This window comes from Aliarcobacter lanthieri (assembly GCF_013201625.1).
GTDB classification, from domain to species: Bacteria; Campylobacterota; Campylobacteria; order Campylobacterales; family Arcobacteraceae; genus Aliarcobacter; species Aliarcobacter lanthieri.
In genome coordinates this window covers 2,132,538-2,157,484 of the sequence record NZ_CP053839.1, presented here as the reverse complement: position 1 = coordinate 2,157,484, position 24,947 = coordinate 2,132,538, and the positions used below count along the sequence as shown (strand labels likewise).

Genomic DNA, 24,947 nt, shown 5'->3' with positions numbered 1-24,947 from the left:
TATTTATCCTTTATTTACTATTGGTTCTTCTTTTTTTAAAATCACATCTTTTGTAATAATTATTTTCTTATTTTTATACTTTGGAAGATCAAACATAATATCAAGCATAATATCTTCTAATATTGATCTAAGTCCTCTAGCACCAGTTTTTCTTTTTATTGCAAGTTCAGCAAGTTCTAAAAGAGCATCTTTTTCAAACTCTAAATTTACATTATCCATTTCAAATAGTTTTTTATATTGTTTAATTAGTGCATTTTTTGGTTCAGTTAATATATGAACCATATCTTCTTTTGTAATTTCATTTAAAGTTGCTACCATATGTAATCTTCCAATTAACTCTGGAATAAGTCCATATTTCACTAAATCATCAGTTTCAACTTTTGATATAATTTTATCTTGCTCATCTTTTGATTTTTTATCTTGATTAAATCCTAAAACATTTGAACCTTGTTTTCTTCTAATGATATCTTCCAAACCATCAAAAGCTCCACCACAAATAAATAAAATATTAGTAGTATCAACTTGTAAAGAGTCTTGTCCTGGATGTTTTCTTCCACCTTTTGGAGGGACATTTACAACTGCACCTTCAACTATTTTTAATAAGGCTTGTTGAACACCTTCTCCTGAAACATCTCTTGTAATACTTCTATTTTCACTCATTCTTGCAATTTTATCTATTTCATCAATAAATATAATTCCTCTTTGAGCTTTTTCAATATCTCCATTAGCTGCTTGAACAAGTCTTGTTACAACATTTTCAACATCATCACCAACGTATCCAGCTTCTGTTAAACTTGTAGCATCAGCAATTGCTAATGGGACATCAAGATACTTTGAAATTGTTTGAGCAAGTAGTGTTTTACCACTTCCTGTTGGACCAATTAAAAGGACATTTGATTTATTTAATTCAATATCTCCATTTACTTCATCTTTTCTAAATATTCTTTTATAGTGATTATAAACAGCTACTGAAAGAACTTTTTTTGCTCTATCTTGACCTATTACATACTCATCTAAAATCTTTTTTAATTCAGCTGGAGTTTTAATCTTAATTTCTTTTTGCTCTAAATCTTTTGGAGCTAGAATTGTACTATCTAATTCAGCATTCATTATCTCATTTGCAGCACTAACACAAGCTTTACAAATACTTGCGTTATCTCCAGTAATTATTGGATTTGTTTTTGTATCTGCTGCTCCACAAAAATCACAAACTATTTTACTCATATTTTATCTTCACTTTTTCTATTAAATGGAATTCCTCGTTTTGTGTTTAAAACAAAACTTGCTAACTCTTTTACATATTTATTTTCGTAATTTTCAAATAAATCACGTGCTACTTCTTGTAGTGGTTTACCAGACTCAAAAAGTTCTCTGTATGCATGTTTTATAGCATCAATATCTTCTCTATTCTCAAATCTTCTTCTAAGACCTGTTAAATTTAATCCTCTTAAAACTGCTTTATTACCCTCAGCTAAACAAAATGGTGGAATATCTTGTGTAACAGCACTTGCTCCTCCAACCATAACTTGAGTACCTAACTTACAAAATTGATGAATTGGAGTCAATCCTCCAACAATAACAAAATCATCACATTCTACATGACCTGCTAATGTTGCTGCATTTGCAAAAATACAATTATTGCCTATTATACAATCGTGTGCTACGTGAACATATCCCATAAATAAGTTGTTATCTCCTATTTTTGTTATACTTCCACCCCCAGAAGTTCCAGGATTAAATAGAGTAAATTCTCTTATCTTATTATTATCTCCAATGATTAATTCTACATCTTCATTATTAAATTTTAAATCTTGAGGAATTGAACCTATTGAAGCATGAGAAAAAATATGGTTGTTTTTACCTATTGTAGTTTTTCCTGTAATTAGTGAGTGAGAATCTATTATTGTTCCATCTCCAATTTTTACATCTTTTCCAATAATTGTATAAGCTCCAATAGTTACATTTTCGCCTAAAACTGCACCATCTTCAATGATAGCTGTTTTGTGAATATTGTTCATTTTTTAACCTAATTATTTATCAACAATCATAGCTTTAAACTCAGCTTCTGCTGTTAATTTTCCATCAACATAAGCTTTGCCTTCTAGCACCATAAGTGTACTTTTCATTTTAACTGCTGTTAGTTCATAATCAAGTCTATCTCCTGGTTTCACAGGATTTCTAAACTTTGCTTTGTCAATACTCATAAAGTATATGACTTTTTCTTTCATTTGTTCATCTGTAAGTCCTGAACTTTTAAGAGCTAAAACTCCACCACATTGAGCCATACCTTCAAGTATTAGAACACCTGGGTATATTGGATGACCAGGGAAATGCCCTTGAAAAGCTGGTTCTGAAATAGAGATATTTTTATAACCTTTAATTGATTTTGTTAATTCCATATCTGTAATTCTATCAACTAAAAGAAGTGGGTATCTATGAGGTAAAATCTCTTGAATTTGTATAATATCAAACATAATTGAATCCTGAGTATTAAATTTACTAAAGTTCAAGATTTTATCTAAAAGTAGTTTAATTTTCTATAATTGAAGCTACATTTCTGGAGCTACCACTCTTTAAGTACTCCCTTAAAATCTTAGAATTCTCAAAAAAATTATCTCTATTTAAACTCTTATAATCATTGAAAAGATTTTCAACCGTTACATCATTTTGTAAAAATTCACTATGAAGTTTTTCTTTTCCCATTTTTTCAAAGAATATATTTGCAAGACCTACAAAGTTGAGTTTTACAAATGTTTTCCCTATAAAAAAGTCTAGTTTTTTTGCAATATATGAAAGTGTAAATGGAGTTCCTATTAATGCTGCTTCAAGTGTTGCTGTTCCACTACAAATAAAAGCATATTCAGCTTGAGTTAATGCTTGATGTGCATTTTTTGAAATAGTAAAATTTGAAATATCTCCATAAGTTTTCTTTATATATTCATCATCAAATTTTGGTGGAATTACTAAAATATACTCTTTATTTGGAATTTTTTTAATAAGCTCTTTAAAAATTGGAATAAGATTTGTAATTTCTGTTTTTCTACTTCCTGGCATAAAAACAATTTTTCCTGAATTTGAAAGTTCATTTTTAAACTCTTTAATTTCATCAAGTAAAGGATGCCCTACATAATAGATTTTATCTTTATCATTATAAATCTCTTTTTCAAAAGGCAAAATAGAGCAAAGTTTTGAGCAATTTTCTTCTAAAACTTTAACTCTTCCTTTCTTCCAAGCCCAAGCTTGAGGTAGGATATAATAAATAATTTCTTTATTTGGATAAGTCTGTCTTAGCTTTTTAGCAAGTGGTAGATTAAATCCTGAACTATCTAAAAGTAAAACTTTATCACAATCTTTTGCTAACTCTACAAGTTCATCTCTAAGACGGAAAAAAAATCTTATTTTTTTTAGAGCATCAACAAAACCCATAATTGCAAGATTTGTTAAATCATAAATAGGTTTTCCTAATTCTTTATCAAAAACTCCAATAAACTCTACATCATCACTTAAATATTTTTTTAACTCTTTTAAATGTACATTTGATGAGGTTTCCATTGCACTTACTAAAATTTTCATATTATCTCTTCTTTTATATCTTCATAAGTTATAGAATTTAACTCAATTTCATATTTTTCATCAATTATCTCATCTAAAACTATCAAAGAACTTAAATCATATGGATTTTTTAAAATCTTATTTCGTAAACTCAATTCATCATAAAAATTTAGAGGTTTATATAAAAGTTCTTTTACATTTTTATATGAAGTATTTGCTAATAAATTGAATGTTTTAATATTTATAAATTTTATCTCATCACGATTGAAATAATTAATTCCATCTTTTTCATATTCAATTCTTCCAGCTGAATTTTTTTTAGTTAAAGTTGAATAAGCAAAAAAATATGAAGGTATTATTTCTTTTTGTATACTTACTTTTGCATTTAAAAGTCTATAATTTAAAAATCTTTTTTTTATGATTTTATACTCTTTTTTTTCATCTTCAAGTATATTTCTATTTTTATATAGTTCTAGTCGTTCTTCTATTGATTCTGGCATTATTTGATTTGAAATAGGATTAAACATCTCATCCATAATTTTCTTTTGTGCTTCTCTTTGAACACTAAGACCAAATAAGCAACCACAATAGTTTTGTCTATAAAGACTATTTTCTTTTACTTTTTCACCTTGAATTTGTCCACCATTTCCACTTCTATAGTCTTTAAAGATAAATTCAATACCAGTTTTTTTAGTTAGGTTTTCTCCAATAATTGCTAATTTTTCTTGAGATTTTTTAGGTGAGATAAGTAAAGTTGTAGTAAATTTATCATGACCTAATTCAATAGCTTTTTGTACACTTATATCAAGTCTATCATCATAGCAAACTGTACAGCGGTCACCTTTTTCTGGAAGATGCTCCATCCCTTTTACTTTTTTTAGCCATTCTTCAAGATTATATGGACCTTCAATGAGAGGTATACCTAGCTTTTTACAAGAGTATTCAACATCTAAATATCTTAATCTATACTCACTATATGGATGTATGTTTGGATCATAAAAGTATCCAACTAATTTTTCATTTGGATAATCTTCTTGAATCTTTTCTAAAAAATAATGGCTATCAACAGCACAACATATATGAACTAACAACTAAATAAACCTTTGAAATATAAAATAGGTTATAATTATAGTTAAAAAATTTTAAACAAAGGATTTACTATTAAGAATTTACTACTATTTTTAATACCATTATTCTTCTTTACTGCTTGTTTTCAAAAAGATCCACAAATATCTTCAAATAGTGCAACTATTTTAATAAAAACTCCAAGTATGAAGTTCTATGATAAAGGATTTATATATAAGTATAAAGATTATACACAAGTTCAAATTTTTAGTGCAGGAACAGCAATCTTAGATATGAAGATATATAAAGACAAAATTTGTAAAAGTACTTTTAAATGTCAAGATTTAGATAGTTTTAATAAAGAAAATTTAGGTAGAAATTATGAAGCAAATTTTCTAAAAAGCTTATTTGAAAATCCTAACAAAGAAGTTGTTCATAGAGATAATGAAAACGGAATTTTAATAAAAATTATTAGAGATTAGAAGTTTAGCACTCCTATCTCTTTTAGCATTAAAATAAATATAAGTATTGGAGCAATAAATTTTATTATAAATAACCAAACTTTATATAAAAATTCTCCCATTGCTGCAACTAAAACTTTTTTAATTTCATCTTTATTTGTAATAAATCCAATGTATATTGATATAAATATTCCACCAAGTGGCATTAAAATTGCTGAAGTAAGGAAATCAAACCAATCAAATAAGTTTCTACTTGAAAAAGTAAGATATTGTCTAAACTCATCTGATAAAGACAATAAGGCTAAAATACCAAAGATATAAGAAATACTAGCAGTAAGATAAGTTGCTTTTTTCCTTTTCATTCCTCTTCTTTCAATTAAGTACATTACTGTTGGTTCTAACATAGAAACAGCTGATGTAATAGCTGCAAATGCTAAAGCTATAAAGAAAAAGATAGCTAAAAAAACTCCAACAGTTCCAATATTATAAAATATTGAAGGAAGAGTTATAAATACAAGACCTGCACCTTTCCCTGGTTCCGCATCTCCTGTAAAAATGATAGAAAATATTATAAGTCCAGCTACAATCGCAGTTATTACATCCATAATTACAACAAAAAGTGCAGCTTTAAATATATTTGTGTCATCACTTATTGATGCTGAGTAAGTTAAAATTGTATTCATTCCTATTGATAAACAAAAAAATGCATGTCCAACAGCAATAATTATAGAACTTGTACTAAATTTACTAAAATCAGGATAAAACATAAATTCAACAGCCTTTGGAAATCCATCAAGGGTAAAAGAATAAATAAGCATAAATAAAAATATTAGAAATAATGCTGGCATTAAAATATTATTTAGTTTTTCAATTCCTTTTTTTATTCCCTTAGAAATTGTATATGCTATTAAGAAAAAGGCTAATGATAAATAAAGTATTTGAGATAATAAATCTGTTTGCATATAATCTAAAAAATATTTTTCAGAAGCTTCTAAAGAAGAGGGTAAAGAGCTAATTGATACATAAATATAGTGAAAAATCCAAGCTATAACAATTGGATAAAAGGACATTATAAAAATACCAGTTAAAAATGAAAATCCTAAATATCTCCAATGTCTTTTACCTTTAGGGGCTAAATCTTCAAAAGTTGAAACAGCATCTTTTTTTGCAATTTTACCTAAAATAATTTCACCAATAAAAATAGACATTCCAATTGTAAAAACAGTAATTAAAAATACTAAAACAAAAACTCCTCCACCATTTTCTCCAGTAATATATGGAAACTTCCATATATTACCAAGTCCAATAGCACTTCCAGCAATAGCTAGAATATAACCAACTCTCGAAAATCTATTTTTATGCAAAAATAACCTTTATATTTTTTTTAATTTAGAGTAACCTTTTTTAATAAGTTTTAGTAAAGGTGATCTGTAAGAACTAAATACATATTTTTTTATTTCATATGCTAATCTTCCTTTAACTGTTAGCATACCATAAATATCTCCTGCAGCATAAGTACCACCAAGAGCAATTAAAATACCATCTAGCTTTGGATTGCATTTTATCAAAGTTTTACCTTTTATCATATTTAATACATTTTTACCCGCATTTATTCCACTATGTCTTGCAATAGTAACACTTGGTGGCATAAGTTCACCTTTATTATCTCTAATTTCTGCTATATCTCCTGCTGCAAAAATATTTTCATATTTATCTGTTTGCATAAATTCATTTACAATAATTTGTCCTTTTGCATTCTTTGATACATCAATTTCAGATGAAATTGTAGAGGCTTCAATTCCTCCAGTAAATACTACAAATGAATGAGGAATTTTTGTACCATTTGAAAGTTGACAATAATTTTCACCTATTTCCTGAAGTTTTGTATTTGTAATAACATTTATCCCTAAATCTTTTAATCTTTTTTGAGAGATATTGATTAAATCTTGTTTTAATCCTGGTAGGATTGAAGATGAACTACTAACAATAGAAATTTTTAAGTTATCACAACTAAAATTTCCTCTTTTGAAAAATTTGATTGAATAATATGCCATTTCAGCAGCTATTTCAACTCCAGAAAGCCCTGCTCCAACAACTACAATATGAGTATCTGCACATTGTTTTAGCTCATCTCTGATTTTTTCAAATAGTTGTTTTTCAAATCTTTGTTTAAAACTAATAGCTCTATGAAGCTTTTTAATATCATCTGCATTATTAAGTCCAGAAATTGTAGGAGGGAAAAAAGTTCTTGTTCCTGCAGCCATTATTAAATAATCAAATTCAACAATTTCTTGCTCTTCTGTAAATATTTTTTTATTTTCTACATCTATTTTTCGAACTTTTAAATTTTTAAAATCTAAATGATCATGTTCAAAACCTTTACATAAAGTTGTAAGGTCAATAGTAACATCAGCAAATGTTGACTTGTTTGCTATTAAATCATACACTTCTGGTTGTAAATTATGATAAGTATGTTTATCTATTAAAGTAATTTTTATATTTTTATTCTTAACTAATTCTCTTAATGCATATATTCCTGCATATCCACCACCGATAATAACGACCTTTTCCATAAAGACGACCTTTAAAATAATTGATTTTCTATAAAATTTTACTCTTTTTAATTAAGGAGGACAACTAAATAGGTAATTCTATACTTAGCCATTTTAGGATATGATAAAAAGTAACATGTTTACACAATAAAAAAGTTAATAGTGTTTATAAATGTTACTTTTAGGAAGAATAGGACTTTAAAATGAAATATATTGGAGCTCACGTAAGTGCAAGTGGGGGAGTTTTTAATGCCCCAATAAATGCAACAAAGATAGGTGCAAAGGCTTTTGCTTTATTTACAAAAAATCAAAGACAATGGAATGCTAAAGCACTTGATAATAAAACAATAGATTTGTGGTTTAAAGAGCTAGAAAAGAGTAAAATTGAAACAAAGTATATTTTACCACATGATTCATATTTGATAAATTTAGGACATCCAGATACTGATGCAAGAGAAAAATCATTAGAAAGCTTTATAGATGAAGTTCAAAGATGTGAAATTTTAGATTTAGATAAACTTAATTTTCATCCAGGTTCTCATCTTAGGAAAATAAGCGAAGAAGAGTGTTTAGATAATATAGCCCAATCTATGAATATAGTTTTGGATAAAACAAGTGGAGTTAAACTAGTAATTGAAAATACGGCAGGACAAGGAAGTAATCTTGGATATAAATTTGAACAATTAGCTTATATCATTGATAAAATTGAGGATAAAAGTCGTGTTGGAGTATGTATTGATACCTGTCATATGTTTACTTCTGGTTATGATATAAGAACTAAAGAAGCTTATGATAAAACTTGGAGTGATTTTGGAAATATTGTAGGTTTTGAGTATTTAAGTGGAATGCATATCAATGATTCAAAACCAGATCTTGGAGCAAAAGTTGATAGGCATGATAGTTTGGGAGAAGGAAAAATTGGTTGGGATGCTTTTAAGTTTATTATGAATGATGAAAGAATGGATGATATTCCACTAATTTTAGAAACTATTAATGAAGATATTTGGGCAAAAGAGATAGAAACTTTATATAGTTTTGTTAAATAGAGTACAAAATAGGAAAATAATTTGGCAACTAAAATAGATAAAAATCATTTAATAAGTGTTATTGAAGATATTATATTAAAGGAAGGGCTTTCAGGTTTAAGTATTAGAAAAGTTGCATCAAAAGCAAATGTTTCAATAGGTGGAGTTCAATATATTTTTGGAAATAAAGAAGGAATGATAAAAGCAATTTCATCTAAGAATGAAGAAGAATATAATCATCAAATAGAACTTTTATCAAAAGGTGATGATTCTAAAGATGCAAAAGTTAAAGCGCATATTGAATATATATCTAATTATAAAAATAATGAAGATTTTAATAAATCATCAAAAATGGTAACTATGCTTTTGCAAGATGAATTTATTTTGAAAGAATTTCAAGATTGGTATAGCGTTTCTTTAAATTCTATTGATACATCAAATGATGAAGGAAAAAAATTAAGATTGGCATTTTTATTTTCAGAAGCACTATTTGCTTTACTATCTTTAAAATATATAAAGCTATCAGAAGAAGAACGAAAAGAGATTTTAGAAGATTTAAAAACTTTTTTACTTTAAGTTTTTTTTGATAAACTTTCAATCTCAATACGACTGTATTGAAATATATTTTGGAAGATTTTATGAAAAGAAGATTAATTAGTTTTAAATTTATTATGACTATTGCCATAATTGAAATTCTTTGTTATATGGCAGTTGATATGTACTTAGCTTCAATGACTGATATTGCAGTATTTTTTGAAAGTTCTTACTCAAAAGTACAACTTTCACTTACTTTCTATCTATTTGCTATGGGGATTGGTCAGCTTTTTTTTGGTCCAATCATTGATTATTTTGGAAGAAAAATACCATTAATTTTAGGTATTTCTTTATATGCATTATGTTCTTTTGCAATTACTACTTCATCAAATATAGAGTTATTTTTACTATATAGAATTATTCAAGGTTTAGGTGTCGCTTTAATATATGTTTGTTTAATTAGTATGGTAAGAGATGTATCAAAAGGCAAAGTTGCTGCTAAAATATTTGCTATTTTAATTACAATAGGTGCAATTACTCCAATTTTAGCTCCCGCAATAGGTGGATATATAGATCAAGTTTTTGGTTGGAAAGCAGTATTCTATGTATTATTTACATTAGCTATTTTAGTATTAATATTATCCTTATTTACATTACCAGAGACATTGAAAGATGAAAAAAAAGTTGTAATAAACTTTAAAAATATTTTTATTATTTATTTTAATATTATAAAAAATATGAATTTTTTAATTCCTGCTTTTGCAACTTGTTTAATGTATATGTTTGTATTTGGTTATATTGCAGGAGCTTCTTATTCTTATAGAGAAATTTATAATCTTGACTCGAAAACTTTTGGTTTAGTATTTGGAGCAACGGGAAGTGCACTTTTATTTGGTGCATTATTATCTACTAAATTATTACAAATATTAAATATGAAGCAAATTTCAATATCTGGAGCTGCTATTATAATTTTTGGTTCAATAGTAAGTTTTATAAGTTCAAATATAGCTATAATTGGATTAGATGGAATAGTAATTGGATTTTTTATCTCATTTTTTGGTTTAGGTTTGGCAGAAGCTAGTTTGTTTTCTATAGCAATGTCTTCTCAAAAAACTTCAGTAGGTGCAACTGCTGCTTTATTAGGTTCTTTACAACTTTTACTTCCAGCAACTGCAACTTTAGTTGCAGGATATTTAGTAGAAGTTTCAATTTTTTATTGGTTGGGATTATTATTTATATTAAGCCTTTTATCTTTTCTATTTACAATTTTTGTTTTTAAAAGATAATTTTAATATAAAATATATTCTTTAATATTTATAATATCTATTTGTACAGAAGATAAATACTTTTTTAAAAGATTAAGAAAGTATTCACTTCTTATAAAATCATTAAAAATTTCTTTAGTTATATATTTACTATCTAGTAATTTAGATAATATTTCTAAAATTTCACTAGCTTTTTTATCTCTATTTGATGAAATTATAGTTTCAAATATTTCAAGGTAATCAATATATTCATAATTATTGAAATAATTTACATTAGAATAAGTTATTAATCTACTAGAAAAACAATCTTCTAAAGTTACTTTTTTATCATTATTCATAAAATACTTTCTTTGAAAATAACGATATATATATCGTTGTTTTAATCTTATCAAAAAGTATATTATTCATAACTTAGATATATATATCGTTAGGAAAATGATTTGTTAAAAGAAATGAATATAGATTTAGAAATTTATAGTGAAAGAATTTTAGATATTGTTTCAATTAATGTTAAAAAATATAGGGAACAAAAAGGTCTAACACAAATGCAATTAGCTTTGGAAATAGGTATGAGTGGAGGTGCATATTTAGGTCGTGCTGAACTTAGAAAAAATAACCATCACTTTAATATAAAACATTTAGCAAAGATTTCTAAGATTTTAAATGTAGAAATTAAGTATTTCTTTGAAGCTTAATTTTTTTATAACTATTCTCTTGGTTTATATTTTTTTGCATAGTTTATAGCATCTTCTATTTCTGAAAATGTTGTTACATAATCAAACTTAGCTCTTTCTAATTTTTGTAGGACTCTCTTATTTAATCCTGCAAATATAAGCTTTTTATTTTTTACTTCAAAGTTATCTACAATAGACTTTAAAGCAACCATTGCAGTTATATCTAAGATAGATACATTTTTCATATTTAATATTACAATACTTTTTTGTTCATTTATGTTTGATAAAGTTTTTAAAGCTTTATGAGCAGCTCCAAAGAACATTGGACCATTAATATCATATATTAAAATCTCTTTAGGAATATCTGGATGTGTATCTAAATTTTCATTTACTAATTCAATAGAATATAAATCAATAGTTCTTTTTATAAATAGTATTGAAGCAAGAGCAATTCCAATAGCAACTGCAACTTGCATATCTATTAAAACAGTTAAAGAAAAACAAGTAAGTAAAACATAAATATCATCTTTTGGAGCAGTTTTTAATATATTTGTAAAATGTTTTATTTCACTCATATTCCAAGCAACCATAAGTAAAAGTGCAGATAAACTAGCCATTGGTAAATAAGATATATATGGGGCAATAAATAAAATTGAAGCTAATATAAATAATGAATGAACTATTGAAGATAGTTTACTTGTCCCACCAGAATTGATATTTGCAACAGTTCTAGCAATTGCAGCAGTTGCTGGAATTCCACCAAAGAAAGGAACTACTATATTTGTAATTCCTTGTCCTATTAGTTCTTTATTTGGGTCAGTTTTACTTCCTGTCATTCCATCACTAATAACTGCACATAAAAGAGATTCTAACGCACCTAAAATAGCAATTGCAATAGAATGAGGAAGAAGTTTGATTAGTAAATCAAGATTTATTTCATTTGGTTTTAAAAACTCCCAAGGTAAAGAAAACTGTAAAGGAATAGGTGGAATTCCTGAACCTTCAAAATTTCCTATTTTATATGAAAATGTGGAATTTATAGTTGAGATATTTAATCCATATTGTGAATTGAAGAATACTACAAGTATAGTAATAATACCTAAGGCAATTAATGCTGATGGAATTTTACTTTTTGTTTTTTTCCAAATTATTAGTAAGAGTAAAGTTGCACTAGCAGTTAAAAACTCATATAAATTAAAAGTTGAAAAAGAGTTAAACAATAAAATAATTTTTTCTGTATAGTTCCCAGAAAAGTTATCTATAGTCAAACCAAAAAAATCTTTGACTTGAAAAGTTGCAATAACAACTGCAATTCCAGATGTAAAACCAACAGTAACAGGATATGGTACAAGTTCTATTAGATTTCCAAGTTTTAATAAACCAATTAAAATTAAAATAATTCCTGATAGAAGTCCACATAAAAGAAGACCAGTTATTCCAAATTCTTGAACAATTGGGATTAAAATAACTATAAATGCAGCTGTTGGACCAGATATATTAACTTTACTACTTCCAAAGATTGCTGCAAAAATACCTGCAATGATTGCTGTATAAAGTCCAAGTTGAGGTGGAACTCCAGTTGCAATAGCAAGAGCCATTGATAAAGGTAACGCAATAATTCCAACTGTAAGACCTGATAAAATATTATCTTTCATCTTTTTCCTTTTAGTTAAGACTTGCGACCTTTATAAATCTTTAGAAAATATATATTTTGTGGTTTAAATCCTCTTTATTTGATTTTACTTTATTTAACCAATATTCATATTTTACTTGGTCTTTAGGTTGCTCAAACATTCCTTGTTTGTAAATACTTGCTAACATTTCTTGAGCTTGAAAAACACCTTTTTGTGCAGCAAAATTTAGTAATTCAATACCTTTTTCATTATCAATTTTTGTATTTATACCTTGAAGATAAAATCTTGATAATTGAAAAGCGGCAACGGGATCAATATTTGATGATTCTTTTAAAAGTTCAAAAGATTTATTGATATCTTTTCTTACCCCTTCGCCTTTATAATAAATAAAAGATATAGGCAAATTTGCAAAAAGGTTTTTATTCTCTTTTGCTTCATTTAAGTATTTTAATGCTTCTTGATACTCTTTTTTATCAGCATGATAAGTTCCTAATCTAATTTTAGCAAATGAATTTTTATTTTCTATATTTTTATAACAATAGAGTTTATTTGACTCATTTTCCATTACTTGACAAAGATTTGCTTCTGTTAGTTCTTCTTCATAGTTAATACTTGAACCAAATGTTAAAAATTCTGGCATTTTAAATGAGCAAGCAGTTAACAAAAATATTGTAGAAATTGAAATAATTATATTTTTTAACATTTATCTTCCATAGATTTTTTTTGAAAAATCATCTTGTCCATCTTGATACAATTCATCATAATATAAGCTTTGTTCTAAATTTTCTTCTATATATTGATTATTTGAAAATACCAATACTAAATCTTTTTGAGCATCTTTTACACCATTTAGTGCAGAGTATTCAAGAAGTTCAATTGCTTTTTGTGGATTATTTTCTGAAAAGTAGTAAAATGATAATTTATATGCTGCAATTGGATCAACACTTTGTACTTCTTTTAGTAAATTAGTAGATTTCTTTTCGTCAACATCAACACCTATACCATTTAAGTAAAGGTCGGCTAATAATGCATTAGCATAAAAGTTACCAGCTTTCTTTGCGTTTGTATATCTATCAAATGCTTCTTGTGCTAATCCTTTATTTTGTGCATGAATTCCTAATCTTAATTGAGCAAAAGAGTTTTTATATGAGATTAAATCATAGCAATCCATCTCAAAATTAATATTCATATTTTTACATTGATCTGCAATTTCAAGTTCATTTGGTAAAACTTTCATAGCTTGATTATGATTAGAACAAGCAGTAATAAAAGGTATTACAGCTGCTAATATAGCAAGTTTTATAACTTTGAACATAGTTAAATCCTTGTTTTGAAATTTAAAATAGCTCTATTTTATCATTTTTTTATTCATTTGTAGTTAAGAAGATTTAAGATAACATATAAAATTAAGCATATTTTATTTAATGGGGAATGATGCAAGAGGTAATAAATTTTTTAAAAGCAAAAGATATAGAGAATACAAAATTTTATAATCAATTAAAATGTTCTGTTGAAGAGGCGAAAATCCTACAATATATTTCAAAAGAGTATATAAATGGAAGAGATATTTTAAGTGTTATTGATATTCTAGGGCAATTTTATAATATAGAAAAATATGAGCATTTAGAAAAACTAAATTTGATTAAGTCATTACTTGAATTTGGTTGGTTAATTCAAGTCTCTTTTGACCAAGTTAAGCTAAATGAAGCTTCAAAATTAGAGTTAATAAATTCTAGTGTTACACTATCAAGTGCATATTTGAAAATGTTAGAAAGTGGTAGTAGTGATTTTATATTACCTGATATAAAAAACTATGGGGATCATTTAGAGTATTTACAAGATCAATTTCTAAAAATAGATTTAGCTCAACAGCTAAATATTGTAAAAAGAAACTTTGATATAAATAGTCCAAGTTCTAATAGACTGAAGAATAAACTTTTACTTCTTGAAAATAGGATAAAAGATAGAATAAGTGCAACAACAAACCCAATCATGATTGAATCGTTTTTTAAAGAGTATAATTTAAGTGAACAAGAAAAAACATTATTTTTAGCTCTTTTAAAAGAAGAATATAGTGGTGGAGATGGAACATTAAGAGAGATGAATTATCTAATAGAACTTATTTCAAATGATGATTATGAAAAAATCAAATATAGAAGTTTACTTGAAGAGAGTTCTACTTTAATCTCAAAAAGTTTAGTGGATTATGATGAGGTTCTAACACCTTTTGGTGGAATAAATAGAAATTTTTATATTCCAGATGAAGTTTTATATAAAATATCTCATCCAACTAAAAAAACTTCAAATGTTGCAAAGATAAAATTAGAAACTATTATAAAAGATCAAGAGATGTTTGAACTTATCTCTACAACAAAAAATTTAAGTGATGTTGTACTAAATCCAAAAACAAAAGATACTTTAAGCAATCTTCTAAAACAAGTTGATAAAAGTGTTATAAATAGGCTAAAAGCTTGGGGTATAAAAGATAAAAAAAGAGGAATTGATGCAAAGATAATTTTTTATGGAGTTGCTGGAACTGGAAAAACTATTACAGCTTTAGCTTTAGCAAGATCTCTTAAAAAAGAAGTTCTTAGTTTTGATTGTTCAAAAATTTTATCAATGTATATTGGTGAAAGTGAAAAAAATGTACGAGCAATATTTGATAAATATAATGAAATAAAAGAACAAACAAAAAGTGAACCAGTTTTACTTTTAAATGAGGCTGATCAATTTTTAAGTTCAAGAAGTAGTGGTGCAAATAGTAGTAGTGATAAAATGCACAATCAAATGCAAAATATTTTTTTAGAACAGATTGAAAGGTTTGATGGTATTTTAATCGCAACTACAAATTTACTTGAAAATCTTGATAAGGCATTTTCAAGAAGATTTAATTATAAAATAGAATTTGTAAAACCAAATTTAGAACAAAGAATTGAGCTTTGGAAAAAATTAATACCAACAACTTTACCTCTTGAAGACAATTTTGATTTTGAGAAAATTGGAAAATATGAATTGACTGGTGGACAAATAGAGTTAGTTATAAAAAATACTGCATATAAATTAGCAGTTCAAGATGATGCCATTTTTACTCTAAAAGACTTTGAAGAACAAATTTCAAAAGAGAAAAAAGGTCAATTTGATAATGAAACAAAAGTTGGATTTTTTTAATAAGGAAAATTAGTGAATAGTTTAGAAAAATATGATTATATCTTAAGTATTGGAACATTTTTCGAAGATAAAGATTTGAAAAATAGTTTACAAAAAGCCTGTAAACAAGTGACAAAATTTACATATATGCATCCAATAGATAACTTTGAATTAAAAAGTTTTTATACTCAATTTATAAAATATGAAGTTGGAAGTGAAGAGGGAATTTGTGCTTTACTTCTTGATACTTTTGTAAAAAATTGTGACGAAAAAATAAAAGAGTTTATTCAAAATCTTGATTTAGGATATATTTCAGCTGAAAGTAGTGCAGGTGAAGAGGAATTTGAAGAGGCTTATGCGTTTTATCAAAACTCAAATTCTAAAGTTTTAATTATAGGAAAAGATATAAAAAATCATGAAAGAGTTGAAAATATTATCAAACTTTTAGCAACTATAAAAAAATATACAGATTTTGAAGTTCTAGTTTTAGATGAAGATTTACAAAATAGTTTAAACTCTTGTGAAAGTTTTGATTTAGAGGATATTGAAGATTTAAAATCATTTAATGGAACTTTGCTTTATTCTTTAGTTGGAAAAGATACTAAAGTATTGTTAGCTAGTCAAACTTTTGCAAATATAGCAAAGGTAAAAGATGGTGAAAATATAAATATAATTTCAAAAAATGAGAATATAAAAAGAGTATTAAAAATAGATGAAAATTTAACAGGAACAATTGCCATATTAAATGTTGAAAATATAGTAAATGAATATAGATATAAACAAGTAAAAATAGAAAAGGATTAATATATGAGTAAAGTTATTAGTGTAGGGCACTCTCCTGATGCAGATGATATATTTATGTATTATGCAATTAAATTTGGTTGGGTTAGTTTAGAAGATACTAAATTTGATAATATTGCTTTAGATATAGAAACTTTAAATCAAGCAACTTTAAAAGGTATTTACGATATTTGTGCTATTTCATTTGCACTTTATCCATTTGTAAAAGATGATTATGCGCTACTTAAGACTGCTGTGTCTTTTGGAGAAGGTTATGGGCCAAAACTTATTAAAAAGAAAGATACAAAATTAAAAAGAAACTTTAAAGTAGCTTTAAGTGGAGAATTTACTACAAATGCACTTTTATTTAAAATTGCTTATCCTGATGCAAGAGTTTCATATATGAACTTTTTAGATATTGAAAAAGCTGTTCTTGATGGAGTTGTGGATGCTGGAGTTTTAATCCACGAATCAATTTTAACTTATAGTAGTGAACTTGAAGTGGAACGTGAAATTTGGGATATTTGGGTAGAACTTTGTGATGGTGAAGATTTACCTCTTCCTCTTGGTGGAATGTGTCTTCGTCGTTCAATTCCTCTTCATGATGCTATAAAATATGAAAATGCACTTATAAAAGCTGTTGATGTCGCAAATAAAAATAGAAAAACTTTAGCTCCAATGTTGTTAGAAAAAGGTCTAATTCGTGTAGATGCTACAACTTTAGATAAATATTTAGATTTATATGCAAATGATAATTCTGTAAAAATGAGTGAAATTCAATATAAAGCTTTAAATAAACTTTTTGCACTAGGCTATAAAAGTGGACACTATCAAAACTTGATAAAAGCAGAAGATTTTTTAATTCCAACTGAGTATGAAGAGTTAAGAAGTAGATGAACGATAAAATAGATAACTATTATAAAACTATAGATTTTAAAAGATACTCTTCTATACATATTGGTGGAGAAAAAGAAGTTTTAGTCATAAATGAAGTAGGCGATTATAATGATTTTCAGATTATTGGAAGAGGAAACAATTTGCTAGTTTCACCAAATTGTGAAAAAAAATTTGCTATTTTAGGTGAAGAGTTTGACTATATAAAAGAAAAAGATGATTTGCTGTATGTAGGTTGTGCTACAAGTAGTGGAAAACTTCTTACATATACAAGAAAGAATAATATTGCTTCTTTAGAGTTTTTAGCAAAATTACCAGGGAATTTGGGTGGTTTGGTAAAAATGAATGCTGGGTTAAAACAATGGGAAATTTTCAACTATATTCACTCTATAAAAACAAAAGATGGTTATATTTTAAAAGAAAATTTAGATTTTTCATATAGAGAAACAAAAATAGACACTATTGTTTATGAAGTAGTTTTTCATAAAGAATTAGGTTTTTCACAAGAAAAACAAAATGAATTTACAAAAATGCGAGATAACCAACCACAGATGGCAAGTGCTGGAAGTTGTTTTAAAAATCCAAAAGGAGATTTTGCAGGAAGACTTATAGAATCTGTTGGATTAAAAGGCAAAAGAGTAGGAGATATGGAGTTTTCAAATACTCATGCAAATTTTTTAGTAAATCATGGAAATGGAACTTTTGAAGATGCTATTTCTCTCATAAATCTAGCAAAACAAAAAGTCAAAGAACAGTTTAATATAGATTTACAAGAAGAAATTATCATTTTTGAATAATATTTAGATTTTAAATTGTATTAAAATAGAATTAAGCGTTTATATATCCTTCATTTGGCAATATACAAAAAATACCAACAAGGAAGTTTTAGATGTATATTGTTGCAAATATGGTTTTCTACACTTGTGGAAAATTGGATATTAAAAAAATAAAGTCTTGTAAAAATTTGGATCAACTAAAAATTAATACTTTTACTAACTATAATTTAAAAGGGTATTGGTTTAATAGATTATCAGAAAATAGTTATAAATATATAGAGTTTGATTTTAACAATAGTAAAAATCTATTTAAAAAAGATATTAGTATAGATAAAGAAGTTGAAAAATTAAATATAAAAGTACACCTTACAGGGATAACTTCTGTTGAAATATATTTTAAAATAACAAATGAATTAGAGTCATCTTTTCATATTTACTTAGATGAGTTTATTAAAAATTATTCAAAAGAAATATTTGATTTAGTATATGATTTAAATATTGATTTGAACATAAATGATTTTCTAAATCTTCCTGAAAATTTTAGATTTTCAAGTTTAGTTTATAATTCAAAAATTATTCAAAATAGATTAAATAGCTCATATTCTTTTAGAGTACATTATTTCACACAAAATAAGGAAAATTATGAAAAAATAGTTAATTTTTATAATAGTGAAAAAATTAAATCAAAGAATACAATTATTGAAGTTAATAAAGATATATATGATGTGACAATATATAAAGATTCTGTTTTATGGTTTAATAAAAAGATTGATTTATATGAGATTAGTAAACTTCTAGATATTGATTCAAATACTATGAATGAAAGTGTTATTTATAAGAAATCTGGAGAATTATATACAGATTTAATGTATCAAATTGATTTTAAAAAGGATATACAAATAAGTTCAAATATACTTATAGAAATGCATAAAATAAATAGCTACTTTTTACAAAAATGTAATTTTACAAAATTTAATTCTATAGAAAATATTGATAGTTTTATAGATATACAAAAAAGTATTGAGAAATTTGATATTTTAAAAGAGATTTTTGAGAAATCAGAAAAAAATTATTTGGATATTTGTGAAGCAGTTGAATCTAATGAAAAAGCACAATCTGCTAGAACGGTTCAATATATTTTAGTTTTTTTAACACTTCTTACAATTATTTCTGTTAGTCAAGGAATAATAGATTTTATAAATATAGATTTTAGTAAAGAACATTTATTAGAAATAAGTTTTATTTCAAGAGTTGAATTAGTAATCCTTTTATTAGTAATTGTTTTATTTATGTTTATAAAGATACAAAAATATATAAAGAAGAGTTAGATTTTTATTATATATAGATATTAAAATTAATATTTCATAAAATAATGTGTAAACAATTAAGAAAACCTTACAAATTTTATGTTAGAATGCAAACTTTTAGAAAATATGAAGGCAGTTTAAGTGAAAAATTTAGTAATAGTGGAGTCACCAGCAAAGGCAAAAACGATATCAAAATTCTTAGGTAAAGATTTTACAGTTATGGCCTCAATGGGTCATGTAAGGGATTTACCAAAATCAACTTTAGGATTTGATCCAGATGATAACTTCAAACCAAGTTATCAAGTAAGTACAGATAAGAAAAAAGTTATAAGTGAATTAAAGAAGCAAATAGCAAAAGATACAACTATCTATCTAGCAGCCGATGAAGATAGAGAGGGAGAAGCTATTGCATGGCATTTAATTCCTGCACTAAAAATAGAAAAGAATCCAATAAAAAGAATAGTTTTTCACGAAATTACAAAAGATGCTATATTAAAAGCTTTAGAAAATCCAAGAGATGTTGATCAAAATCTAGTAGATGCACAGCAAGCAAGAAGAATTTTAGATAGAGCCGTTGGATATGAACTTTCACCATTACTTTGGAAAAAAGTGAGATATGGTTTAAGTGCTGGAAGAGTACAAAGTGTTGCTGTAAGGATAATAGTAGATAGAGAAAATGAGATAAGAGCATTTATTCCAGAAGAGTTTTGGAAAATTAAAGCTGATTTTATCAATCCAGAATTAAAATCTGAATTAGCAAAACAAAATGGTAAAACTATAAAAATATCTAACGAACAAGAAGCTTTAAAAATTGAAGAATCTTTAAAACAAGGTATTTATAAACTTATAGATATTGAAGAAAAAGAGAGTAGTAGAAATCCTGCAGCTCCTTTTACAACATCAACATTACAACAAGAGGCTTCAAGAAAAATAGGATTTAGTGTTTCTCAAACAATGATGATAGCACAACAACTATATGAAGGGAATACTGCTAATATTCCAAATCATACAGGTGGTTTGATAACTTATATGAGAACAGATTCTTTAAATCTTTCTAATATTGCAACAAGTGCAGCAAAGAAAGTTATTGAAGAAGAATATGGTAGTGATTATGCTTTAAAAAAACCAAGAGTATATACTACAAAATCAAAAGGTGCCCAAGAGGCTCACGAAGCTATTCGTCCAGTTGATATGAGTTTGAAACCAAGTCAAGTAAAAGATTATTTAGAACCAGCACAATATAGATTATATAGTCTAATCTGGAAAAGAACTATAGCTACACAAATGGCTCAGGCAAAAATAGCAAATACAACATATAAAATTGAAGCTGGAAAGAGTAAAGAGTTTGAATTTCAAGTAAAAGGTCAAAGAATTATTTTTGCTGGATTTATGAAAGCTTACACTGAAGGAAGTGATAATCCAGAAGCAGCACTTGATAGTACAGAAAAGATTTTACCAAATATAAAAGTTGGAACTATTTTAGAGTTAGAAAATTTACAAAGTGAACAAAATTTTACAAAACCACCAGCAAGATATACAGAAGCTAGTTTAGTAAAAAAGCTTGAAAGCGAAGGAATAGGAAGACCATCAACTTATGCACCAACAATTTCGACTATTCAAGCAAGAGAGTATGTAACAATAAATGAAGATAAAAAATTAGTTCCTACTCCAACTGGTGAGATAGTAAATGCTTTTTTAACTGATCATTTTTCAAATATTATAGATTTAGGATTTACTGCAAAAATAGAAGAAAAATTTGATGATATTGCAGAAGGAAAAATTGCTTGGGTTGATGTATTGAAAAATTTTTATGGTGACTTTAAAAATACTATAAAAGATAAAGAAGAAAACATAAGTAAATCAGATTATTCACAAGTAAGGGAATTAGGGATTGATCCAAAATCTGGTAAACCTGTAAGTGCAAGAGTTGGAAGATTTGGACCATTTGTGCAAATTGGTACAAAAGATGATGAAGACAAGCCAAAATTTGTAGCAATTCCAGATAATTTAAATATGGACACAATTACACTTGAGCAAGCACTATTCTTATTTAATTTACCAAGAGTTGTAGGGATAACTGAAAATGAAGAAGAGATTAAAGCAAATATTGGAAGATTTGGACCATATTTACAAGTTAAAACAAAATATTACTCTTTAAAAACAGATGATCCTTATACTGTTGATGAACTAAGGGCAAGAGAGATTATAAAAGAAATTGATGAAGCAAAAAGTAAAGCATTAATAAAAGATTTTGAAAAAGAAAAGATTCAAATTTTGAATGGACAATATGGAGCTTATATAAAACAAGGAAGAAAAAATTTTAAAATTCCAAAAGGTAAAGTTGCAGAGGATTTAACTTTAGAAGAGTGTTTAGATATAATAGAAAAAGATAGTAAAGGAACTAAAAAAACTACTACTAAAAGATCAACAAAAGTAAGTTCTAAAACTACAACGAAAAAAACAACAAAAAAAGAGTAAATGAAAATAGGAATACTATCTGATAGTCATTTTAAAGTTGACTATCAAAAGGAAGTTGTTGATTTATTAAAAACTGATGGATGTGAATATTTGATTCATGCTGGAGATTTTTGTTGTGAAGAAAATTTACAAAACTTAAAAGATTCAAATTTAAAATATATATCAGTTTATGGTAACAATGATAAAAATCTTTTAGATTTTTCTTCAATATTTAATATAAAAAATGAACCTTATTACTTTAAAATTGAAGATATTAGTTTTAAACTTATGCATTTACCACTTCATTTAAGTCCTGATACAAATATTATAATCTTTGGCCATACACATAAGTTTCATTGTGAATATATAAATGGAAAGGTATATATTAATCCTGGTGAAGTATGTGCAAGAGAGGAACCATTTATTTCATGTGCAAAGTTGGAGATTAATCAAAATGAGTATATAATCACGCACTATTATAGAAATATAAATCAAAAAAATTTTATGAAAGAAGAGTTTAAATATGAGCGATAATAAAATATATTTATGTGCAATTTCAAATATTGAAAGTGGAACGTGTAAAGAAGACTGTCAATTTTGTACACAAAGTGTAAAATATAGAGCAGATATTGAAAGATATAGAAGAAAAGATATTGATGATATTGTAAAAGAAGCAAAAAAAGCAAGAGAAAATAAAGCTGTTGGATTTTGTTTAGTTACTGCTGGAACGGGACTTGATGATAAAAGACTTGATTATGTTTGTCGTGCAGCTGATGCTGTACATAAAGCTGTTCCAGATATTTCAATCATTGCCTGTAATGGAATAGCTAGTTTCGAACAACTAAAAGAATTAAAAAAACATGGTGTTGAAAACTATAACCATAATTTAGAAACAGCAAGAGAATTTTATCATACTATTTGTACAACACACTCCTGGGATGATAGATACAATACTTGTTTAGATGCTAAAAAAGCTGGACTTCATCTTTGTACAGGAGGAATTTTTGGTCTAGGAGAGACTCAAGAAAACAGAATTTCTATGCTTGAATCTATTGCATCACTTGAACCAATGTCAGTTCCAATCAACTTTTTTCACCCAAATGATGCTTTACCAATAGTAAAAAATCCTTTATCAAAAGATGAGGCATTTAAATTAGTTGAATTATCTAGAAGTTATTTACCAAATCAAATGTTAATGATCGCTGGAGGGAGAGAATTAATGTTTGGTGAAAGTCAATATGACGTATTTAAACATGGTGCAAATGCTATTGTTGTTGGAGATTATTTAACAACTGGAGGAGCAAGTGCAGAAGATGATATAAAAGCTGTTACAGCTTTAGGATATGAAATAGCTTTTGCTTGTCATCAATAAATAAGAGTTAAACTCTTATTTATTTTAATCATCTAAAGATGCAGTATCTTCTTCATCACTTCCACCTGTGATAATAGCATCATTTATTCCCATTGAATTAAGAATCTTATCTTCTATCTCTTTTGAAATTTCAGGATTATCTTTTAAAAATACTTTTGCATTTTCTCTTCCTTGACCTATTTTTGTATCACCATAACTAAACCAAGCTCCAGCTTTATCAATAATATCAAGTTTAACACCATAATCAACTATTTCTCCAGTTTTAGAGATACCTTCTCCAAACATAATATCAAACTCTGCTTGTTTAAATGGAGCAGCAACTTTATTTTTTACAACTTTTACTTTTACTCTATTTCCTATTGAGTTTTCACCTTGTTTTAATGTAGCAATTCTTCTAATATCAAGTCTTACTGATGAATAGAATTTAAGTGCATTTCCTCCAGTTGTTGTTTCTGGACTTCCATAACCTGTCATCCCTATTTTCATTCTAATTTGGTTAATAAATATTACTGTACAATTCATTTTACTTAAAAGCCCAGTTACTTTTCTTAGAGCTTTGCTCATAAGTCTTGCTTGAACTCCAACTTGTTGATCATCCATATCTCCATCTATTTCTACTTTTGGAGTAAGAGCTGCAACTGAATCTACAACAACTAAATCAACTGCACCACTTCTTATAACAGTTTCTAAAATTTCTAAAGCTTGTTCACCAAAATCAGGTTGAGAAACAAGTAAATTATCTGTATCAACTCCGATATCTTTTGCATATTTTACATCTAAAGCATGTTCTGCATCAATAAAAGCACAAACTCCACCAGCTTTTTGAGCTTCTGCAATAGCATGTAAAGTTAAAGTTGTTTTTCCTGAACTTTCTGGTCCATATATCTCTATAACTCTTCCTTTTGGTAATCCACCAACTCCTAAAGCTAAATCAAGCCCTAAAGAACCTGTACTTATTGCTTCTGTTGGAATAACTTCTTTATCCCCAAGTCTTATTAAAGTTCCTTTTCCAAATGCTTTGTCTATTTGTTTTATTGCTAATTCAAGTGATTTTTTTTGATTTTCATCCATTATAATTACCTCTTATTTTTTATTTTGAAATCTTAGCACAATTTTTTAAATTTTTATAAAAATATTACAAATTGCAATATTTTTACTCTTTTTCGAATTTCTGAACAGTTTCAATTGTTTTAATATGGGAATTAGTTCTTTTTTTCATTGTATGTGATTTTATGTGTTTTGCTAATATTTTTGTATATTTTTTATAATTTCTTGAATCTTTTTCAAAAGTTGCAAGTTTTTTTTGTATTTTTAAAATATCTTCTGGAATTATATTTTTCATATATTATTGACCTTAAAAGAAATATAATATTTATTATTACATATAGTATATTAAAATATAAAATAAACCATTTTTTTGATATTATATATTAACTATTTTAGAGATCATAG

The 24,947-nt window shown here is 26.5% G+C and carries 26 protein-coding genes; 13 read left to right on the top strand and 13 right to left on the bottom strand.

Going from position 1 to position 24,947, the window contains the following annotated elements:
• Nucleotides 1-3: 3 nt before the first annotated feature.
• From clpX to ALANTH_RS10785, 5 genes are read right to left on the bottom strand one after another with little or no spacing between them, the layout of a single operon-like run.
• Nucleotides 4-1,224 carry an ATP-dependent Clp protease ATP-binding subunit ClpX gene (clpX, locus tag ALANTH_RS10805; RefSeq protein ID WP_026808330.1) on the bottom strand — a complete coding sequence of 407 codons (1,221 nt, stop codon included), beginning with the start codon at nucleotides 1,222-1,224 and terminating at the stop codon, nucleotides 4-6.
• Nucleotides 1,221-2,018: an acyl-ACP--UDP-N-acetylglucosamine O-acyltransferase gene (gene lpxA, locus ALANTH_RS10800; protein WP_026808331.1), complete on the bottom strand. Its 798-nt coding sequence runs from the start codon at nucleotides 2,016-2,018 to the stop codon at nucleotides 1,221-1,223. Before lpxA ends, clpX begins: the two co-directional genes overlap by 4 nt.
• Nucleotides 2,019-2,030: 12 nt before the next feature.
• Nucleotides 2,031-2,474: a 3-hydroxyacyl-ACP dehydratase FabZ gene (fabZ, locus tag ALANTH_RS10795; protein ID WP_026804197.1), complete on the bottom strand. Its 444-nt coding sequence runs from the start codon at nucleotides 2,472-2,474 to the stop codon at nucleotides 2,031-2,033.
• A gap of 55 nt (nucleotides 2,475-2,529) precedes the next feature.
• Complete coding sequence (lpxB, locus tag ALANTH_RS10790; protein WP_026808332.1) at nucleotides 2,530-3,573, bottom strand: lipid-A-disaccharide synthase; 1,044 nt, start codon at nucleotides 3,571-3,573, stop codon at nucleotides 2,530-2,532.
• On the bottom strand, nucleotides 3,570-4,643 hold the full coding sequence (locus ALANTH_RS10785; protein WP_026808333.1) for an epoxyqueuosine reductase QueH: 1,074 nt from the start codon (nucleotides 4,641-4,643) through the stop codon (nucleotides 3,570-3,572). Before ALANTH_RS10785 ends, lpxB begins: the two co-directional genes overlap by 4 nt.
• Nucleotides 4,644-4,823: 180 nt before the next feature.
• Here ALANTH_RS10785 and ALANTH_RS10780 point away from each other — a divergent pair, with 180 nt between their 5' ends.
• Nucleotides 4,824-5,099, top strand: coding sequence for a hypothetical protein (locus ALANTH_RS10780; RefSeq protein ID WP_026804200.1), 276 nt, complete (start codon nucleotides 4,824-4,826; stop codon nucleotides 5,097-5,099).
• Here the strand turns inward: ALANTH_RS10780 and ALANTH_RS10775 are convergent.
• The gene (locus ALANTH_RS10775; RefSeq protein WP_026808334.1) at nucleotides 5,096-6,442 is read right to left on the bottom strand and encodes a sodium-dependent transporter; all 1,347 of its coding nucleotides are present in this window, start codon (nucleotides 6,440-6,442) and stop codon (nucleotides 5,096-5,098) included. The genes ALANTH_RS10780 and ALANTH_RS10775 overlap by 4 nt on opposite strands.
• A gap of 9 nt (nucleotides 6,443-6,451) precedes the next feature.
• Nucleotides 6,452-7,651, bottom strand: a complete 1,200-nt coding sequence (locus ALANTH_RS10770) for an NAD(P)/FAD-dependent oxidoreductase (RefSeq protein ID WP_026804202.1) — start codon at nucleotides 7,649-7,651, stop codon at nucleotides 6,452-6,454.
• A 182-nt stretch (nucleotides 7,652-7,833) separates the two neighbouring features.
• Here ALANTH_RS10770 and nfo point away from each other — a divergent pair, with 182 nt between their 5' ends.
• The 3 genes from nfo (at nucleotide 7,834) to ALANTH_RS10755 (ending at nucleotide 10,475) form a co-directional block, all read left to right on the top strand.
• Nucleotides 7,834-8,676, top strand: a complete 843-nt coding sequence (gene nfo / locus ALANTH_RS10765) for a deoxyribonuclease IV (protein ID WP_026804203.1) — start codon at nucleotides 7,834-7,836, stop codon at nucleotides 8,674-8,676.
• Between the two features lie 21 nt (nucleotides 8,677-8,697).
• The gene (locus tag ALANTH_RS10760) at nucleotides 8,698-9,231 is read left to right on the top strand and encodes a TetR/AcrR family transcriptional regulator (protein WP_026804204.1); all 534 of its coding nucleotides are present in this window, start codon (nucleotides 8,698-8,700) and stop codon (nucleotides 9,229-9,231) included.
• 62 nt (nucleotides 9,232-9,293) lie between these two features.
• Nucleotides 9,294-10,475: a Bcr/CflA family efflux MFS transporter gene (locus ALANTH_RS10755; RefSeq protein WP_026804205.1), complete on the top strand. Its 1,182-nt coding sequence runs from the start codon at nucleotides 9,294-9,296 to the stop codon at nucleotides 10,473-10,475.
• 2 nt (nucleotides 10,476-10,477) lie between these two features.
• On the opposite strand, the gene ALANTH_RS10750 is transcribed toward ALANTH_RS10755, so the two are convergent.
• Nucleotides 10,478-10,792: a hypothetical protein gene (locus ALANTH_RS10750; RefSeq protein ID WP_228131126.1), complete on the bottom strand. Its 315-nt coding sequence runs from the start codon at nucleotides 10,790-10,792 to the stop codon at nucleotides 10,478-10,480.
• 102 nt (nucleotides 10,793-10,894) lie between these two features.
• Between ALANTH_RS10750 and ALANTH_RS10745 the strand changes: the two genes are divergently transcribed.
• Nucleotides 10,895-11,149, top strand: coding sequence for a helix-turn-helix domain-containing protein (locus tag ALANTH_RS10745; protein WP_228131127.1), 255 nt, complete (start codon nucleotides 10,895-10,897; stop codon nucleotides 11,147-11,149).
• Nucleotides 11,150-11,160: 11 nt separating this feature from the next.
• Here ALANTH_RS10745 and dauA read toward each other — a convergent pair whose 3' ends face one another.
• Genes dauA through ALANTH_RS10730 form a run of 3 tightly spaced genes read right to left on the bottom strand, consistent with a single transcriptional unit; the run spans nucleotide 11,161 to nucleotide 14,077 of the window.
• Complete coding sequence (gene dauA, locus ALANTH_RS10740; RefSeq protein WP_026808335.1) at nucleotides 11,161-12,783, bottom strand: C4-dicarboxylic acid transporter DauA; 1,623 nt, start codon at nucleotides 12,781-12,783, stop codon at nucleotides 11,161-11,163.
• A gap of 40 nt (nucleotides 12,784-12,823) precedes the next feature.
• Nucleotides 12,824-13,465 carry a tetratricopeptide repeat protein gene (locus ALANTH_RS10735; RefSeq protein WP_026808336.1) on the bottom strand — a complete coding sequence of 214 codons (642 nt, stop codon included), beginning with the start codon at nucleotides 13,463-13,465 and terminating at the stop codon, nucleotides 12,824-12,826.
• Nucleotides 13,466-14,077, bottom strand: coding sequence for a tetratricopeptide repeat protein (locus ALANTH_RS10730; protein ID WP_026804210.1), 612 nt, complete (start codon nucleotides 14,075-14,077; stop codon nucleotides 13,466-13,468).
• Nucleotides 14,078-14,196: 119 nt separating this feature from the next.
• Here ALANTH_RS10730 and ALANTH_RS10725 point away from each other — a divergent pair, with 119 nt between their 5' ends.
• The 8 genes from ALANTH_RS10725 to ALANTH_RS10690 all read left to right on the top strand — a co-directional run bounded on the left by ALANTH_RS10725 (nucleotide 14,197) and on the right by ALANTH_RS10690 (nucleotide 23,495).
• Entirely contained in the window at nucleotides 14,197-15,930 is a 1,734-nt protein-coding gene (locus ALANTH_RS10725) for an ATP-binding protein (protein WP_026804211.1), read from the top strand.
• A gap of 12 nt (nucleotides 15,931-15,942) precedes the next feature.
• On the top strand, nucleotides 15,943-16,713 hold the full coding sequence (locus ALANTH_RS10720; protein WP_026808337.1) for a hypothetical protein: 771 nt from the start codon (nucleotides 15,943-15,945) through the stop codon (nucleotides 16,711-16,713).
• 3 nt (nucleotides 16,714-16,716) lie between these two features.
• On the top strand, nucleotides 16,717-17,586 hold the full coding sequence (locus ALANTH_RS10715; protein ID WP_026808338.1) for a menaquinone biosynthesis family protein: 870 nt from the start codon (nucleotides 16,717-16,719) through the stop codon (nucleotides 17,584-17,586).
• Nucleotides 17,583-18,380 carry a UDP-N-acetylmuramate dehydrogenase gene (locus tag ALANTH_RS10710; RefSeq protein WP_029888415.1) on the top strand — a complete coding sequence of 266 codons (798 nt, stop codon included), beginning with the start codon at nucleotides 17,583-17,585 and terminating at the stop codon, nucleotides 18,378-18,380. Before ALANTH_RS10715 ends, ALANTH_RS10710 begins: the two co-directional genes overlap by 4 nt.
• A 92-nt stretch (nucleotides 18,381-18,472) precedes the next feature.
• Nucleotides 18,473-19,687 carry a hypothetical protein gene (locus ALANTH_RS10705; RefSeq protein WP_026808339.1) on the top strand — a complete coding sequence of 405 codons (1,215 nt, stop codon included), beginning with the start codon at nucleotides 18,473-18,475 and terminating at the stop codon, nucleotides 19,685-19,687.
• Nucleotides 19,688-19,807: 120 nt separating this feature from the next.
• Nucleotides 19,808-22,144 (top strand): type I DNA topoisomerase, encoded by a 2,337-nt coding sequence (topA, locus tag ALANTH_RS10700; protein ID WP_026808340.1) that lies wholly within the window; start codon nucleotides 19,808-19,810, stop codon nucleotides 22,142-22,144.
• Nucleotides 22,145-22,657, top strand: a complete 513-nt coding sequence (locus tag ALANTH_RS10695; RefSeq protein ID WP_026808341.1) for a metallophosphoesterase family protein — start codon at nucleotides 22,145-22,147, stop codon at nucleotides 22,655-22,657.
• A complete protein-coding gene (locus ALANTH_RS10690) occupies nucleotides 22,647-23,495 on the top strand; it encodes a biotin synthase (RefSeq protein WP_026804218.1) in 849 nt (282 codons plus the stop codon). Before ALANTH_RS10695 ends, ALANTH_RS10690 begins: the two co-directional genes overlap by 11 nt.
• Nucleotides 23,496-23,519: 24 nt before the next feature.
• Here ALANTH_RS10690 and recA read toward each other — a convergent pair whose 3' ends face one another.
• Both recA and ALANTH_RS10680 read right to left on the bottom strand, forming a co-directional pair.
• On the bottom strand, nucleotides 23,520-24,566 hold the full coding sequence (recA, locus tag ALANTH_RS10685; protein ID WP_026804219.1) for a recombinase RecA: 1,047 nt from the start codon (nucleotides 24,564-24,566) through the stop codon (nucleotides 23,520-23,522).
• Between the two features lie 82 nt (nucleotides 24,567-24,648).
• Complete coding sequence (locus tag ALANTH_RS10680; protein ID WP_026804220.1) at nucleotides 24,649-24,837, bottom strand: hypothetical protein; 189 nt, start codon at nucleotides 24,835-24,837, stop codon at nucleotides 24,649-24,651.
• Nucleotides 24,838-24,947: the final 110 nt, after the last annotated feature.

What these genes read in the sequence shown, in the direction of transcription:
- ALANTH_RS10735 (WP_026808336.1), bottom strand. Translation starts at nt 13,465, where the DNA reads ATGTTAAAAAATATAATTATTTCAATTTCTACAATATTTTTGTTAACT.
- ALANTH_RS10695 (WP_026808341.1), top strand. Translation starts at nt 22,145, where the DNA reads ATGAAAATAGGAATACTATCTGATAGTCATTTTAAAGTTGACTATCAA.
- nfo (WP_026804203.1), top strand. Translation starts at nt 7,834, where the DNA reads ATGAAATATATTGGAGCTCACGTAAGTGCAAGTGGGGGAGTTTTTAAT.
- recA (WP_026804219.1), bottom strand. Translation starts at nt 24,566, where the DNA reads ATGGATGAAAATCAAAAAAAATCACTTGAATTAGCAATAAAACAAATA.
- ALANTH_RS10710 (WP_029888415.1), top strand. Translation starts at nt 17,583, where the DNA reads ATGAACGATAAAATAGATAACTATTATAAAACTATAGATTTTAAAAGA.
- dauA (WP_026808335.1), bottom strand. Translation starts at nt 12,783, where the DNA reads ATGAAAGATAATATTTTATCAGGTCTTACAGTTGGAATTATTGCGTTA.
- clpX (WP_026808330.1), bottom strand. Translation starts at nt 1,224, where the DNA reads ATGAGTAAAATAGTTTGTGATTTTTGTGGAGCAGCAGATACAAAAACA.
- ALANTH_RS10680 (WP_026804220.1), bottom strand. Translation starts at nt 24,837, where the DNA reads ATGAAAAATATAATTCCAGAAGATATTTTAAAAATACAAAAAAAACTT.
- ALANTH_RS10770 (WP_026804202.1), bottom strand. Translation starts at nt 7,651, where the DNA reads ATGGAAAAGGTCGTTATTATCGGTGGTGGATATGCAGGAATATATGCA.
- ALANTH_RS10730 (WP_026804210.1), bottom strand. Translation starts at nt 14,077, where the DNA reads ATGTTCAAAGTTATAAAACTTGCTATATTAGCAGCTGTAATACCTTTT.
- ALANTH_RS10755 (WP_026804205.1), top strand. Translation starts at nt 9,294, where the DNA reads ATGAAAAGAAGATTAATTAGTTTTAAATTTATTATGACTATTGCCATA.
- ALANTH_RS10690 (WP_026804218.1), top strand. Translation starts at nt 22,647, where the DNA reads ATGAGCGATAATAAAATATATTTATGTGCAATTTCAAATATTGAAAGT.
- ALANTH_RS10750 (WP_228131126.1), bottom strand. Translation starts at nt 10,792, where the DNA reads ATGAATAATGATAAAAAAGTAACTTTAGAAGATTGTTTTTCTAGTAGA.
- lpxB (WP_026808332.1), bottom strand. Translation starts at nt 3,573, where the DNA reads ATGAAAATTTTAGTAAGTGCAATGGAAACCTCATCAAATGTACATTTA.
- lpxA (WP_026808331.1), bottom strand. Translation starts at nt 2,018, where the DNA reads ATGAACAATATTCACAAAACAGCTATCATTGAAGATGGTGCAGTTTTA.
- ALANTH_RS10725 (WP_026804211.1), top strand. Translation starts at nt 14,197, where the DNA reads ATGCAAGAGGTAATAAATTTTTTAAAAGCAAAAGATATAGAGAATACA.
- ALANTH_RS10780 (WP_026804200.1), top strand. Translation starts at nt 4,824, where the DNA reads ATGAAGTTCTATGATAAAGGATTTATATATAAGTATAAAGATTATACA.
- ALANTH_RS10715 (WP_026808338.1), top strand. Translation starts at nt 16,717, where the DNA reads ATGAGTAAAGTTATTAGTGTAGGGCACTCTCCTGATGCAGATGATATA.
- fabZ (WP_026804197.1), bottom strand. Translation starts at nt 2,474, where the DNA reads ATGTTTGATATTATACAAATTCAAGAGATTTTACCTCATAGATACCCA.
- ALANTH_RS10705 (WP_026808339.1), top strand. Translation starts at nt 18,473, where the DNA reads ATGTATATTGTTGCAAATATGGTTTTCTACACTTGTGGAAAATTGGAT.